General features: G+C 44.9%; 20 protein-coding genes. All 20 read left to right on the forward strand.

The features are described from left to right. The first annotated feature begins 8 nt into the window (after positions 1-8). The 20 genes from rpsL to rpsH all read left to right on the forward strand — a co-directional run bounded on the left by rpsL (position 9) and on the right by rpsH (position 12,014). Positions 9-389: a 30S ribosomal protein S12 gene (rpsL, locus tag QUD86_RS00270; protein WP_062307031.1), complete on the forward strand. Its 381-nt coding sequence runs from the start codon at positions 9-11 to the stop codon at positions 387-389. A gap of 164 nt (positions 390-553) precedes the next feature. Further along, positions 554-1,024: a 30S ribosomal protein S7 gene (gene rpsG, locus QUD86_RS00275; RefSeq protein ID WP_015420229.1), complete on the forward strand. Its 471-nt coding sequence runs from the start codon at positions 554-556 to the stop codon at positions 1,022-1,024. A gap of 27 nt (positions 1,025-1,051) precedes the next feature. Beyond that, entirely contained in the window at positions 1,052-3,154 is a 2,103-nt protein-coding gene (gene fusA / locus QUD86_RS00280; RefSeq protein ID WP_286297147.1) for an elongation factor G, read from the forward strand. 50 nt (positions 3,155-3,204) lie between these two features. Continuing rightward, a complete protein-coding gene (gene tuf / locus QUD86_RS00285; RefSeq protein WP_286297132.1) occupies positions 3,205-4,395 on the forward strand; it encodes an elongation factor Tu in 1,191 nt (396 codons plus the stop codon). Positions 4,396-4,516: 121 nt separating this feature from the next. Beyond that, a complete protein-coding gene (gene rpsJ, locus QUD86_RS00290) occupies positions 4,517-4,828 on the forward strand; it encodes a 30S ribosomal protein S10 (protein WP_011901899.1) in 312 nt (103 codons plus the stop codon). 198 nt (positions 4,829-5,026) lie between these two features. Beyond that, on the forward strand, positions 5,027-5,683 hold the full coding sequence (rplC, locus tag QUD86_RS00295; protein WP_286298555.1) for a 50S ribosomal protein L3: 657 nt from the start codon (positions 5,027-5,029) through the stop codon (positions 5,681-5,683). Positions 5,684-5,694: 11 nt separating this feature from the next. Then, the gene (rplD, locus tag QUD86_RS00300; RefSeq protein WP_100379484.1) at positions 5,695-6,315 is read left to right on the forward strand and encodes a 50S ribosomal protein L4; all 621 of its coding nucleotides are present in this window, start codon (positions 5,695-5,697) and stop codon (positions 6,313-6,315) included. Next, positions 6,312-6,626, forward strand: a complete 315-nt coding sequence (gene rplW / locus QUD86_RS00305) for a 50S ribosomal protein L23 (RefSeq protein WP_286297163.1) — start codon at positions 6,312-6,314, stop codon at positions 6,624-6,626. The genes rplD and rplW overlap by 4 nt, the downstream gene beginning before the upstream one ends. Before the next feature lie 2 nt (positions 6,627-6,628). After that, a complete protein-coding gene (rplB, locus tag QUD86_RS00310; RefSeq protein ID WP_100379482.1) occupies positions 6,629-7,459 on the forward strand; it encodes a 50S ribosomal protein L2 in 831 nt (276 codons plus the stop codon). A gap of 19 nt (positions 7,460-7,478) precedes the next feature. Further along, a complete protein-coding gene (gene rpsS, locus QUD86_RS00315) occupies positions 7,479-7,757 on the forward strand; it encodes a 30S ribosomal protein S19 (protein ID WP_011901904.1) in 279 nt (92 codons plus the stop codon). A gap of 7 nt (positions 7,758-7,764) precedes the next feature. Beyond that, positions 7,765-8,097: a 50S ribosomal protein L22 gene (gene rplV / locus QUD86_RS00320; RefSeq protein ID WP_198508743.1), complete on the forward strand. Its 333-nt coding sequence runs from the start codon at positions 7,765-7,767 to the stop codon at positions 8,095-8,097. Between the two features lie 8 nt (positions 8,098-8,105). Further along, positions 8,106-8,939: a 30S ribosomal protein S3 gene (gene rpsC / locus QUD86_RS00325; protein WP_286297166.1), complete on the forward strand. Its 834-nt coding sequence runs from the start codon at positions 8,106-8,108 to the stop codon at positions 8,937-8,939. Between the two features lie 2 nt (positions 8,940-8,941). Next, on the forward strand, positions 8,942-9,355 hold the full coding sequence (gene rplP / locus QUD86_RS00330; protein ID WP_100379479.1) for a 50S ribosomal protein L16: 414 nt from the start codon (positions 8,942-8,944) through the stop codon (positions 9,353-9,355). 14 nt (positions 9,356-9,369) lie between these two features. Then, a complete protein-coding gene (gene rpmC / locus QUD86_RS00335; RefSeq protein ID WP_286297168.1) occupies positions 9,370-9,564 on the forward strand; it encodes a 50S ribosomal protein L29 in 195 nt (64 codons plus the stop codon). A gap of 12 nt (positions 9,565-9,576) precedes the next feature. Beyond that, positions 9,577-9,846, forward strand: coding sequence for a 30S ribosomal protein S17 (gene rpsQ / locus QUD86_RS00340; protein ID WP_286297169.1), 270 nt, complete (start codon positions 9,577-9,579; stop codon positions 9,844-9,846). A 187-nt stretch (positions 9,847-10,033) separates the two neighbouring features. Further along, on the forward strand, positions 10,034-10,402 hold the full coding sequence (rplN, locus tag QUD86_RS00345; RefSeq protein ID WP_011901910.1) for a 50S ribosomal protein L14: 369 nt from the start codon (positions 10,034-10,036) through the stop codon (positions 10,400-10,402). A gap of 9 nt (positions 10,403-10,411) precedes the next feature. Next, positions 10,412-10,720 carry a 50S ribosomal protein L24 gene (gene rplX, locus QUD86_RS00350; RefSeq protein ID WP_100379476.1) on the forward strand — a complete coding sequence of 103 codons (309 nt, stop codon included), beginning with the start codon at positions 10,412-10,414 and terminating at the stop codon, positions 10,718-10,720. A gap of 16 nt (positions 10,721-10,736) precedes the next feature. Beyond that, a complete protein-coding gene (gene rplE, locus QUD86_RS00355) occupies positions 10,737-11,279 on the forward strand; it encodes a 50S ribosomal protein L5 (protein WP_100379475.1) in 543 nt (180 codons plus the stop codon). Positions 11,280-11,288: 9 nt separating this feature from the next. Beyond that, entirely contained in the window at positions 11,289-11,594 is a 306-nt protein-coding gene (gene rpsN / locus QUD86_RS00360; RefSeq protein WP_100379474.1) for a 30S ribosomal protein S14, read from the forward strand. Positions 11,595-11,618: 24 nt separating this feature from the next. After that, positions 11,619-12,014 carry a 30S ribosomal protein S8 gene (gene rpsH, locus QUD86_RS00365; protein WP_100379473.1) on the forward strand — a complete coding sequence of 132 codons (396 nt, stop codon included), beginning with the start codon at positions 11,619-11,621 and terminating at the stop codon, positions 12,012-12,014. Positions 12,015-12,017: the final 3 nt, after the last annotated feature.

Below are 12,017 nucleotides of genomic sequence, written 5' to 3' on the forward strand. Positions count from 1 at the left end.
AGCTATTTATGCCAACAATTAATCAATTATTACGTAAGCCAAGAAGCCGGCTGACTGTTAAAAGTAAGAGCCCAGCTCTGCAAAATAGTCCGCAGCGTCGTGGTGTTTGTACGCGCGTGTACACAACTACTCCAAAAAAGCCAAACTCTGCGTTACGTAAAGTAGCTAAAGTGCGCTTAACCAATGGTTTTGAAGTTATTTCATACATTGGTGGTGAAGGCCATAACCTCCAGGAACACTCAGTTGTGTTGATCCGTGGCGGTCGTGTAAAGGATTTACCAGGTGTGCGTTACCACATCGTTCGTGGATCGCTTGACTTGCAAGGTGTTAAAGACCGTAAGCAGTCACGCTCCAAGTATGGTGCTAAGCGCGCTAAGAAGGCTGCTTAATTAGCTGCTGAGTATTACAAAGAATTTGGTAGTGAGTCTTCGTTTGTCAGACTTAAAAGACAAGTAAGTGGCTGTTCCGTTTAGATGGAGTTTCATCTACATAGTAGAGCAGCCGAAGCGGATGATCCATGTGGATCATCCCTAACTGAACTGAAGGAGTTGTTATGCCACGTCGTCGTGAAGTCCCTAAACGGGAAATCTTGCCTGATCCAAAATTCGGCAATGTAGAAGTAGCAAAATTCATGAACGTCCTAATGCTGGACGGTAAAAAATCGGTTGCAGAGCGTATCGTGTACGGTGCCTTTGATCATATCGAGAAAAAAGCAAATAAAGAACCGCTCGAAGTTTTCTCAACAGCCATGGGCAATGTAAAGCCAATGGTTGAGGTAAAGAGTCGCCGTGTTGGTGGTGCAAACTACCAGGTTCCAGTTGAAGTTCGCCCATCACGCCGCTCTGCTTTGGCAATGCGTTGGGTGCGCGAAGCTGCAAAGAAGCGTGGAGAAAAATCCATGGCTCAGCGTTTAGCAAATGAACTATTAGAAGCTGCTGAAGGTCGTGGCGGCGCAATGAAGAAGCGTGAAGAAGTTCACCGTATGGCTGAAGCTAACAAAGCTTTCTCACATTTCCGCTTCTAATCGCACAGCAAAGAAAAGGCACTAACAGTGGCACGTAAAACCCCCATAGAAAGATACCGCAACATTGGTATTTCTGCGCATATTGACGCAGGCAAGACAACAACCACAGAACGCGTTTTGTTCTACACCGGTGTTAATCACAAAATTGGTGAAGTACATGATGGCGCAGCAACCATGGACTGGATGGAGCAAGAGCAAGAGCGTGGTATCACGATTACTTCTGCTGCTACTACAACGTTCTGGAAAGGCATGGCCGGTAATTTTCCTGAGCATCGCATCAACATCATTGATACCCCAGGACACGTAGACTTCACCATTGAAGTTGAGCGTTCCATGCGTGTACTTGATGGTGCTTGTATGGTGTACTGCGCCGTTGGTGGTGTTCAGCCACAGTCAGAAACTGTATGGCGCCAAGCTAATAAGTACAAAGTGCCTCGTTTGGCATTCGTCAACAAGATGGACCGTACTGGTGCAAACTTCTTCAAGGTCTATGACCAGATGAAGTTACGCCTTAAAGCAAATCCAATTTTGATTCAAATTCCCATCGGCGCTGAAGAAAATTTCAAAGGCGTGATTGATTTGGTGAAGATGAAAGCCATTATTTGGGATGACGAGTCACAGGGTATCAAATTTAATTACGAAGAAATTCCAGCTGAACTAAAAGCATCTGCTGATGAATGGCGTGAAAAATTAGTTGAAGCTGCTGCCGAAAGCTCTGAAGAGTTGATGGAAAAGTATCTTGGCGGCGAAGAGCTGACCGAAGAAGAAATCAAAGCTGCATTGCGTCAGCGCACCATTGCCAATGAAATCGTTCCTATGTTGTGCGGAACTGCTTTCAAAAACAAAGGTGTTCAGGCGATGTTGGACGCAGTGGTTGAGTTACTGCCATCGCCGTTAGATGTACCACCAGTTCCATGTGAACTGGAAGACGGCACACCAACAACCCGCAAAGCTGACGACAAAGAGAAATTCTCTGCATTGGCATTTAAGATCATGACTGACCCATTTGTTGGACAGCTTATTTTCTTCCGTGTTTACTCGGGCATGATGAAGTCGGGCGACACGATCTACAACCCAATCAAGGGCAAAAAAGAGCGTGTTGGACGTTTGCTGCAGATGCATGCAAACCAACGCGAAGAAATTAAAGAAGTTTACGCAGGCGACATCGCAGCTGCAGTTGGCCTTAAAGATGCAACTACAGGCGAAACATTGTGCGATCCAGACGGTATCGTTATTTTGGAGCGCATGGTATTCCCAGAGCCAGTGATTTCTCAAGCTGTAGAACCAAAGACGAAGCCTGACCAAGAAAAAATGGGCCTGGCTTTGAATCGCTTGGCACAAGAAGATCCCTCGTTCCGCGTAAAAACAGATGAAGAATCAGGTCAAACAATTATTTCTGGAATGGGCGAGCTCCACTTAGAAATTTTGGTTGATCGTATGCGTCGTGAGTTTGGTGTTGAGGCAACTGTTGGTAAGCCACAAGTTGCGTACCGCGAAACAATTCGTAAAGTTTGCGAAGAAGTTGAAGGTAAATTTGTTAAGCAATCTGGTGGCCGCGGTCAGTATGGCCACGTAGTATTGAAGTTAGAGCCACAGGTACCAGGTAAAGGTTTTGAATTCGTTGACGCTATTAAGGGCGGTGTTGTTCCCCGTGAATACATCCCTGCAGTAGAAAAAGGCATTATCGAAACTTTGAACTCCGGTATTTTGGCTGGTTACCCAGTTGTAGACATCAAAGCAACATTGTTCTTCGGTTCATATCATGATGTTGACTCAAACGAAAACGCATTTAAGATGGCGGGTTCGATGGCGTTCAAAGATGGTATGCGTAAAGCATCTCCAGTATTGCTCGAACCTATGATGGCTGTTGAAGTAGAAACACCAGAAGATTTCATGGGTAACGTGATGGGCGATCTCTCTTCACGTCGCGGTATTTTGCAAGGCATGGATGACATTCCAGGCGGCGGCAAGATTGTTCGTGCAGAAGTGCCGTTAGCAGAGATGTTTGGTTACTCGACTGGCTTGCGCTCGTTGACCCAAGGTCGCGCTACCTACACCATGGAATTTAAGCATTATTCCGAAGCACCTAAGAACGTAGCTGAAGCAGTGATGGCTGCTAAAGCGAAGTAATTTATCCACATTATTTTGAATATTGACTAGCTAAAGAAAGCAGACAAAAAATGGCAAAAGAAAAGTTTCAGCGGACAAAACCGCACGTAAACGTTGGTACTATCGGTCACGTTGACCACGGTAAAACTACCTTAACAGCAGCGATTGCTACCGTGCTTTCAAAAGCATTTGGTGGCGAAGCAAAAGCATACGATCAAATCGATGCTGCTCCAGAAGAAAAGGCACGCGGTATTACGATTAATACTGCACACGTTGAGTATGAGACAGCCAATCGTCACTACGCTCACGTTGATTGCCCAGGACATGCTGACTATGTCAAGAACATGATTACCGGTGCTGCCCAGATGGACGGCGCTATTTTGGTTTGTTCTGCAGCTGATGGTCCAATGCCACAAACGCGTGAGCATATCCTCTTGGCTCGCCAAGTAGGTGTTCCATACATCATCGTGTTCTTAAACAAATGCGATATGGTTGATGATGCTGAGTTATTAGAGTTAGTCGAAATGGAAGTGCGTGAGCTTCTTTCTAAATATGACTTCCCTGGTGATGACACTCCAATCATTCAAGGTTCTGCTAAGTTAGCACTCGAAGGTGATGAAGGCCCAATGGGTTCCGTTGCCATTATGAAGTTGGCTGAAGCACTAGATAACTACATCCCAACTCCAGAGCGCGCAATTGATGGTGCGTTCTTGATGCCTGTAGAAGATGTGTTCTCCATCTCCGGTCGCGGTACTGTCGTTACTGGCCGTATCGAGCGCGGTATTGTTAAGGTTGGTGAAGAGATTGAAGTTATTGGTATCAAGCCAACAATCAAAACGACTTGTACCGGTGTAGAGATGTTCCGTAAATTGCTCGACCAAGGTCAAGCAGGCGATAACGTCGGTATCTTGTTGCGCGGTACAAAGCGTGAAGAAGTAGAGCGCGGTCAAGTATTGGCTAAGCCAGGTTCAATCACACCACATACTCACTTTACAGCCGAGGTTTATATCTTGGGTAAAGATGAAGGTGGACGTCATACACCATTCTTTAACAACTATCGTCCTCAGTTTTACTTCCGTACTACGGACGTAACTGGTTCAATTGAGTTGCCAACAGACAAAGAAATGGTGATGCCTGGTGATAACGTGACGATTACTGTCAAACTCATCGCGCCAATCGCGATGGAAGAAGGCTTACGTTTTGCGATTCGTGAAGGTGGCCGTACAGTTGGCGCCGGAGTGGTTGCTAAGATTTTGGCTTGATTTAAGGTTTATTTAGTAACTATATTTAGCGGTTTGCTAACCGGTGACATCAGTGCTGCTGATGTCACCGAGCTCTTTAGAAATATAACGCGGCAGCACCGCAACGCTCTTTGGAATTAATATGCAAAACCAAAAAATTCGTATTCGTCTTAAAGCATTTGATTACCGTTTAATTGATCAATCAGCAGCTGAGATTGTTGATACAGCTAAGCGCACCGGCGCAGTGGTTAAGGGCCCAGTTCCTTTGCCAACTCGCATTGAGCGTTTTGATATTTTGCGTTCACCACACGTAAATAAAACATCACGTGATCAGCTAGAGATTCGTACACACTTACGTTTAATGGATATTGTTGATCCTACAGAAAAAACAGTAGATGCATTGATGAAATTAGACTTACCAGCGGGTGTGGACGTAGAAATTAAGTTGCAATAATTGAGTATTTCCTGTCTTTGCACTTGCATCGACAGGACTTTCGGGATAGAATCTAAGGCTTCGCACATTTAATTGGGCGAATTTAAAGTTTTTATTAGCATCAAAAATGTCGTAACTTATTGATTTAGAAGTACTTTTACTTGTAAATCACTTAAATTAAATTTTGCCGACCAATCGAAGTCGGCGTGGAGCATGAATATGAGCTTAGGCTTAATCGGTCGCAAGATCGGCATGACCCGTCTATTTACAGACGAAGGGGAAGCAATTCCCGTTACTGTAATTGACGTGAGCGATAACAGAGTCGCTCAAATCAAGACCCAGGCAACTGATGGCTATAACGCTATCCAGTTAGCGCATGGCACACGTAGAGCTACTCGCGTAACCAAATCAATGGCTGGACACTTTGCTAAAGCAGGTGTGATGGCTGGTAACGCACTCAACGAATTTCATTTAGATGCCGCAAAAATAGCTGAAATGACAACAGGTCAAGTTATACCTGCTGACACGGCATTTGCTGCGGGTCAAAAAGTGGATGTTCAGGGTGTGACAATTGGTAAGGGCTATGCCGGTACCATCAAGCGTCACCACTTCGCATCAGGTCGCGCCTCACACGGTAACTCACGTTCACATAACGTGCCAGGTTCCATCGGTATGGCGCAAGATCCAGGTCGCGTATTTCCAGGTAAGCGCATGACAGGCCACCTTGGTGATGAAACACGTACAGTACAAAATTTAGTCATCGCACGCATTGATACAGAACGTAATCTGATCATGGTTAAAGGCGCTATTCCAGGTGCCCCAGGCGGTAAAGTAATCGTTACTCCAGCGGTTAAAACACCGTTGAAGAAGAAATAAGGAGAACGAATATGGAACTTAAGCTTCTCCAAGATAACGGAACTTTAGGTGCAGGCATTCAAGGCTCACCAGAAGTATTCGAACGTGAATATAACGAGGCATTGATACACCAAGTTGTTGTTGCGTATCAAGCAAATGCACGAAGCGGTAACCGTGCACAAAAAGACCGTGAACAAGTTAAGCACACCACCAAAAAACCTTGGCGTCAAAAAGGTACTGGACGTGCTCGTGCTGGTATGAGTTCTTCCCCGCTGTGGCGTGGAGGTGGTCGTATATTCCCGAACTCACCTGAAGAAAATTTCAGCCAAAAAGTAAACAAGAAAATGTATCGCGCTGGTATGAGATCAATTCTTTCTCAGTTAGCACGCGAAGGCCGTTTAAATATTGTTGACGAGTTCAAACTTGATGCTCCAAAAACCAAAGTCTTAGCTGACAAAGTTAAGGCAATGGGATTGGATTCAGTGTTGATTATTCTTGATCAAGTTAGCGAGAATTTATTTTTAGCATCACGCAACTTGCATAAAGTTGCAGTGTGCGAGCCACAGCATGCCGATCCATTAGCTTTAGTAGGCTACAAAAAGATATTGGTAAGCAAAGCTGCGATTGCAAAAATCGAGGAGATGCTCAAATGACCCAAGTTCGTAAAAATGATCATAATTTGATGAAGGTTCTACTTGGACCGGTTATCTCTGAAAAAGCAACCATGGTTGCAGAGAAAAACGAACAAGTAGTTTTCCAGGTTATGCGCGATGCAAACAAAAGCGATGTAAAGCAAGCAGTTGAATTGCTCTTTAAAGTGCAAGTTGACTCAGTTCAAATCGTAAATCAAAAAGGTAAGCCAAAGCGCTATGGCCGATTTGAAGGTCGTCGCGATCACACTAAGAAGGCTTATGTCAGTTTGAAGCCAGGTCAAGAAATTAACTTTGAAGCGGAGGCGAATTAATCATGCCTTTGATGAAGACAAAACCGACCTCACCAGGTCGTCGCTCAATGGTCAAGGTGGTAAACCCCGATCTGCATAAAGGTAAACCTTTTGCAGCATTGTTGGAGCCACAGTTTCAAAAAGCGGGTCGTAACAATAATGGTCACATCACTACCCGTCATAAGGGTGGTGGACATAAGCATCACTATCGCGTCGTAGATTTTAAGCGCAATGACAAGGATGGTATTCCATCAAAAGTTGAGCGTCTTGAATACGATCCAAACCGCAGTGCAAATATCGCATTGGTTTTGTTTGCAGATGGTGAGCGTCGTTATATTTTGGCAGCTAAAGGTATGGTTGTTGGTCAGCCATTGATGAGTGGTTCAGAGGCGCCAATTAAGTCTGGTAACAATTTGCCGATTCGTAATATTCCAGTTGGTAGCACAATCCACTGCGTGGAAATGCTACCTGGTAAAGGTGCGCAGATTGCACGTTCTGCTGGTGGATCTGCAGTACTGCTAGCTCGTGAAGGTGTATATGCTCAGGTACGTTTACGTTCCGGTGAAGTACGTCGTATTTTGATCGAGTGTCGCGCTACTATTGGTGAAGTTGGTAACGAAGAGCATAGCTTGCGCGTTATTGGTAAAGCTGGTGCAAATCGCTGGCGTGGTATTCGCCCAACCGTTCGCGGTGTGGCAATGAACCCAGTAGATCACCCACACGGTGGTGGTGAAGGTAAGACAGGCGAAGGCCGCGTACCAGTATCTCCATGGGGCACTCCAACCAAAGGTTATCGTACACGTCGCAATAAGCGCACAACTTCGATGATCGTTCAACGTCGTCAAAAACGTTAAGCGATAAGGATAAATAGATATGACACGTTCAGCTAAAAAAGGTCCTTTTTGCGACGCCAGCTTGGTAAAAAAAGTTGAAGTTGCACAGGCAAATAAAGACAAGAAACCGATTAAAACTTGGTCACGCCGTTCAACGATATTGCCAGACTTCATTGGTTTGACAATTGCAGTTCACAACGGTCGACAGCACGTTCCGGTTTATGTATCAGAAAACATGGTGGGTCATAAGTTAGGCGAATTTGCCTTGACCCGTACTTTCAAAGGTCACGCTGCTGACAAGAAAGTAACGAAGAAGTAAGGGGATGATGATGGAAGTTAAAGCAATGCACCGCGGTGCCCGCATTTCTGCGCAAAAAACACGTTTGGTCGCTGATCAGATTCGTGGACTGCCAATTTCGCGCGCTATGAACATTTTGAATTTCAGCCCTAAAAAAGCTGCTTTTATTGTGAAGAAAGTAGTTGAGTCAGCAATGGCCAACGCTGAACACAATAATGGCGCTGATATTGATGAACTCAAGGTATCAACTATTCTTGTTGATAAAGGTACGTCTTTAAAGCGCTTTACTGCGCGCGCTAAGGGTCGTGGCAATCAAATTGAAAAACAAACATGTCACATCACCGTGACCTTGAGTAACTAAGGAAAGATATGGGCCAAAAGATAAACCCCACCGGATTCCGACTCTCGGTAACGAAGAACTGGACATCACGTTGGTATGCAAATAATACTGATTTTGCAAAGATGCTTAAAGAGGACGTAGATGTCCGCATCTATCTGAAGAAGAAATTAAAGAATGCATCAGTTAGCAAGGTAATCATCGAGCGTCCTGCAAAGAATGCCCGCATTACGATTTATAGCTCACGCCCTGGTGTTGTTATCGGTAAAAAAGGCGAAGATATTGAAGTGCTCCGTCGCGAATTACAAAAGCGCATGGGCGTTCCTGTTCACGTCAATATTGAAGAGATTCGTAAGCCTGAAGTTGATGCCCAGTTAATTGCGGATTCAATTACGCAACAGCTTGAGAAGCGCATTATGTTCCGTCGTGCAATGAAGCGTGCTATGCAAAATGCTATGCGTCTTGGTGCACTCGGAATTAAGATCATGTCTTCTGGTCGTTTAAATGGCGCAGAAATTGCTCGTCGTGAGTGGTACCGCGAAGGCCGTGTTCCACTTCACACTTTGAAGGCTGACATTGATTACGCTACATCTGAAGCGGAAACAACATACGGCATTATTGGTGTTAAGGTATGGGTCTACAAAGGCGACACACTTGGTCGTGGTGCAGATGCTCCAGTAGTTACAGCAGAGCCAGCAGCCGATGATAGAAAGCCACGTCGTGCACCATCTAAAACAACTGCACGTAAACCAGCAGGCGAAGACAAGCCATTAGTGGTTGCTAAGCCAGCCGTGAAGCGTGTACGTAAAGCCGTTGAAGCTACTGTAGAAGTTGCAGCTGCTGATGCGCAGAAGTCAGGAGAGTAAGCATGTTACAGCCAAAGCGTCGTAAGTATCGCAAGGAACAAAAGGGTCGCAATACCGGAGTGGCAACACGCGGTAGTTCTGTAGCTTTTGGTGACTTCGGTTTAAAAGCGGTCGGTCGCGGTCGTTTGACAGCACGTCAAATTGAATCTGCTCGCCGCGCAATGACACGTCACATCAAACGTGGTGGCCGAATTTGGATTCGTATTTTCCCAGATAAGCCAATTTCACAAAAGCCAGCTGAAGTACGTATGGGTAACGGTAAAGGTAATCCAGAGTACTACGTAGCTGAAATTCAACCAGGTAAGATTTTGTACGAGATGGATGGCGTAGATGAGACTTTGGCGCGCGAAGCTTTTAAGCTTGCTGCAGCTAAGTTGCCTTTACAAACTACATTCGTGATTCGCCACTTAGGTTGATTGGAATAGAGATTATGAAAAAGACAGAATTAGCATCAAAAGATCTGATTGCCTTAAATGCAGAATTAACTGAGCTTCTGAAGACAAGCTTCAAGCTCCGTATGCAAAAGGGTACACAGCAACTCACCAATACCAGCCAATTGGGTAAGAATAAGCGCGAGATTGCTCGTGTTAAAACCTTTATTACCCAAAAAACTGCACAGAAATAAGGAAAAAGGGATATGACAGAATTATCTAAACCCTTAAACCGGACCCTCGTGGGCCGTGTCGTTAGCGATAAAATGCAAAAAACCGTGACTGTGCTGGTCGAGCGTCAAGTAAAGCACGCTCTCTACGGCAAGTATGTTGGAAAGTCAAAAAAATACCATGCGCATGATGAGGCTGGTACATACAAGATGGGTGATACCGTTGAAATTGCAGAATCTAGACCAATTTCACGCACTAAATCTTGGGTTGTAACCCGTTTAGTAGAAGCTTCAAAAGGTATTTAAAGAAATATAAAGGGAATTTGGTAAATTTATTTACCTTTCCCCTGTTTTTCGTAGTAGAATAGAAGGCTTCGCTAGTTTTATTAGTTGAAGCAGTGTTTTTTCATTAATTCCGGGCCTTAGCTTTCGCTATAGCCCATAGACGGAACCAAGACTGTTTGCCTTTGGCTAACAAGTTGGGGATTAAAAAATGATTCAGACCGAAAGTAGATTACAGGTTGCCGATAATACTGGCGCCAGTGAAGTCTTGTGCATCAAGGTATTGGGCGGCTCTAAGCGTCGTTACGCCAGTATCGGTGATGTAATCAAGGTAAGCGTGAAATCCGCTGCTCCACGTGGCCGTGTAAAAAAAGGTGACATATACAACGCTGTAGTGGTGAGAACTGCTAAGGGTGTTCGCCGGCCAGACGGTTCATTGATTAAATTCGATGCAAACGCTGCGGTACTGCTCAACGCAAAGCTAGAGCCAATTGGCACACGTATCTTTGGACCAGTAACGCGCGAATTGCGTACTGAAAAGTTCATGAAGATCGTTTCTCTCGCCCCCGAAGTTATTTAAGAGGCTGATATGAAAAAGATTCGTAAAGGTGATTCCGTCATTCTATTAACTGGCCGCGATAAGGGCAAGCAAGGAACTGTAACGACAGTTCTTGAGCATAAGTTAGTAATTGAAGGTGTAAATATTTATAAGAAGAGCGTAAAACCTAATCCAGCTGCCGGTATTACTGGTGGAATGATTGACAAGGTAATGCCTGTTCACATTTCTAATGTTGCTTTGGTTGACGGAAACGGCAAGCCATCACGTGTTGGTATTAAACTCGTTGACGGTAAAAAGCAGCGTTTCCTGAAAACTACTGGCGCAACATTAAGCGCATAAGGGATACGGAAAAATTATGAGCACACGTTTTCAAGAACATTACAAAGAAAAAGTCATGGCCGACTTAATGACCAAGTTTGGTTACAAGTCTGTAATGCAAGTTCCACGCATCACTAAGATTACCCTGAATATGGGTTTGGGTGACGCGGTGAATGACAAAAAAATTATCGAAAATGCGGTTGGTGATTTGACAAAAGTAGCAGGTCAGAAGCCAGTCGTAACAAAAGCAAAAAAAGCGATCGCGGGTTTCAAGATTCGTCAAGGCTATCCTATCGGTGCCATGGTAACGTTACGTGGACAACGTATGTACGAATTCTTAGATCGCTTTGTTACTGTTGCTCTGCCACGAGTTCGTGACTTCCGGGGTATCTCTGGTAAGGCATTTGACGGCCGCGGTAATTACAACATTGGCGTTAAAGAGCAAATTATTTTCCCTGAAATCGAATACGATAAAATTGATGCTCTGCGTGGTCTCAACATTAGTATTACGACGACCGCTAAAACTGACGAAGAAGCAAAAGCTTTGTTAGCAGCGTTCAAATTCCCATTCCGCAATTAAGAGGCTAACGTGGCAAAACTATCCCTAATTGAGCGCGAGAATAAGCGCGCTAAAACTGTAGAGAAGTACGCTGTTAAGCGTGCCGAACTAAAGGCAATCATCGCTGACCAGTCGCGCAGTGATGAAGAGCGGTACGAAGCTCGTTTGAAAATGCAAGCGCTTCCACGGAATGCAAGCCCGATTCGTCAAAGAAATCGTTGTTCATTAACAGGTCGCCCACGCGGTGTATTCAGTAAGTTTGGATTAGCCCGTAGCAAAATTCGCGAAATCGCCTTCCGTGGCGAAATCCCCGGATTAACCAAGGCCAGCTGGTAAGCGGCGAAAGAATTAGGAGAACTCATGAGTATTAGCGATCCAATCGCCGACATGTTGACCCGGATCCGCAATGCGCAAGCAGTGCAGAAGCCCGTAGTCTTGATGCCGTCGTCAAAAGTAAAAGTAGCTATTGCAAAAGTCTTGCAGGATGAAGGTTATATTGATAGTTTTGAGATCAAAGGTGAAGCTGCTAAGCCAGTGCTCCATATTGATCTTAAGTACTATGCAGGCCGCCCTGTAATTGAGCGTATTGACCGTGTATCAACACCAAGTCTACGCATCTACAAAGGACGCCACGACATTCCTGAAGTAATGAATGGCTTGGGCATTGCAATTATTTCAACCCCACAAGGCGTAATGACAGACCGCAAAGCACGTGCAAACGGCGTTGGTGGCGAAGTTATTTGCTACGTCGCGTAAGGA

Source organism: Polynucleobacter sp. TUM22923 (assembly GCF_030295705.1).
Classification (GTDB): domain Bacteria; phylum Pseudomonadota; class Gammaproteobacteria; order Burkholderiales; family Burkholderiaceae; genus Polynucleobacter.

Excerpts from the sequence above, each read along its gene's own strand:
- rpsL (WP_062307031.1), top strand. The coding sequence starts at position 9 with ATGCCAACAATTAATCAATTATTACGTAAGCCAAGAAGCCGGCTGACT.
- rpsG (WP_015420229.1), top strand. The coding sequence starts at position 554 with ATGCCACGTCGTCGTGAAGTCCCTAAACGGGAAATCTTGCCTGATCCA.
- tuf (WP_286297132.1), top strand. The coding sequence starts at position 3,205 with ATGGCAAAAGAAAAGTTTCAGCGGACAAAACCGCACGTAAACGTTGGT.
- rpsJ (WP_011901899.1), top strand. The coding sequence starts at position 4,517 with ATGCAAAACCAAAAAATTCGTATTCGTCTTAAAGCATTTGATTACCGT.
- rplC (WP_286298555.1), top strand. The coding sequence starts at position 5,027 with ATGAGCTTAGGCTTAATCGGTCGCAAGATCGGCATGACCCGTCTATTT.
- rplD (WP_100379484.1), top strand. The coding sequence starts at position 5,695 with ATGGAACTTAAGCTTCTCCAAGATAACGGAACTTTAGGTGCAGGCATT.
- rplW (WP_286297163.1), top strand. The coding sequence starts at position 6,312 with ATGACCCAAGTTCGTAAAAATGATCATAATTTGATGAAGGTTCTACTT.
- rplB (WP_100379482.1), top strand. The coding sequence starts at position 6,629 with ATGCCTTTGATGAAGACAAAACCGACCTCACCAGGTCGTCGCTCAATG.
- rpsS (WP_011901904.1), top strand. The coding sequence starts at position 7,479 with ATGACACGTTCAGCTAAAAAAGGTCCTTTTTGCGACGCCAGCTTGGTA.
- rplV (WP_198508743.1), top strand. The coding sequence starts at position 7,765 with ATGATGGAAGTTAAAGCAATGCACCGCGGTGCCCGCATTTCTGCGCAA.
- rpsC (WP_286297166.1), top strand. The coding sequence starts at position 8,106 with ATGGGCCAAAAGATAAACCCCACCGGATTCCGACTCTCGGTAACGAAG.
- rplP (WP_100379479.1), top strand. The coding sequence starts at position 8,942 with ATGTTACAGCCAAAGCGTCGTAAGTATCGCAAGGAACAAAAGGGTCGC.
- rpmC (WP_286297168.1), top strand. The coding sequence starts at position 9,370 with ATGAAAAAGACAGAATTAGCATCAAAAGATCTGATTGCCTTAAATGCA.
- rpsQ (WP_286297169.1), top strand. The coding sequence starts at position 9,577 with ATGACAGAATTATCTAAACCCTTAAACCGGACCCTCGTGGGCCGTGTC.
- rplN (WP_011901910.1), top strand. The coding sequence starts at position 10,034 with ATGATTCAGACCGAAAGTAGATTACAGGTTGCCGATAATACTGGCGCC.
- rplX (WP_100379476.1), top strand. The coding sequence starts at position 10,412 with ATGAAAAAGATTCGTAAAGGTGATTCCGTCATTCTATTAACTGGCCGC.
- rplE (WP_100379475.1), top strand. The coding sequence starts at position 10,737 with ATGAGCACACGTTTTCAAGAACATTACAAAGAAAAAGTCATGGCCGAC.
- rpsH (WP_100379473.1), top strand. The coding sequence starts at position 11,619 with ATGAGTATTAGCGATCCAATCGCCGACATGTTGACCCGGATCCGCAAT.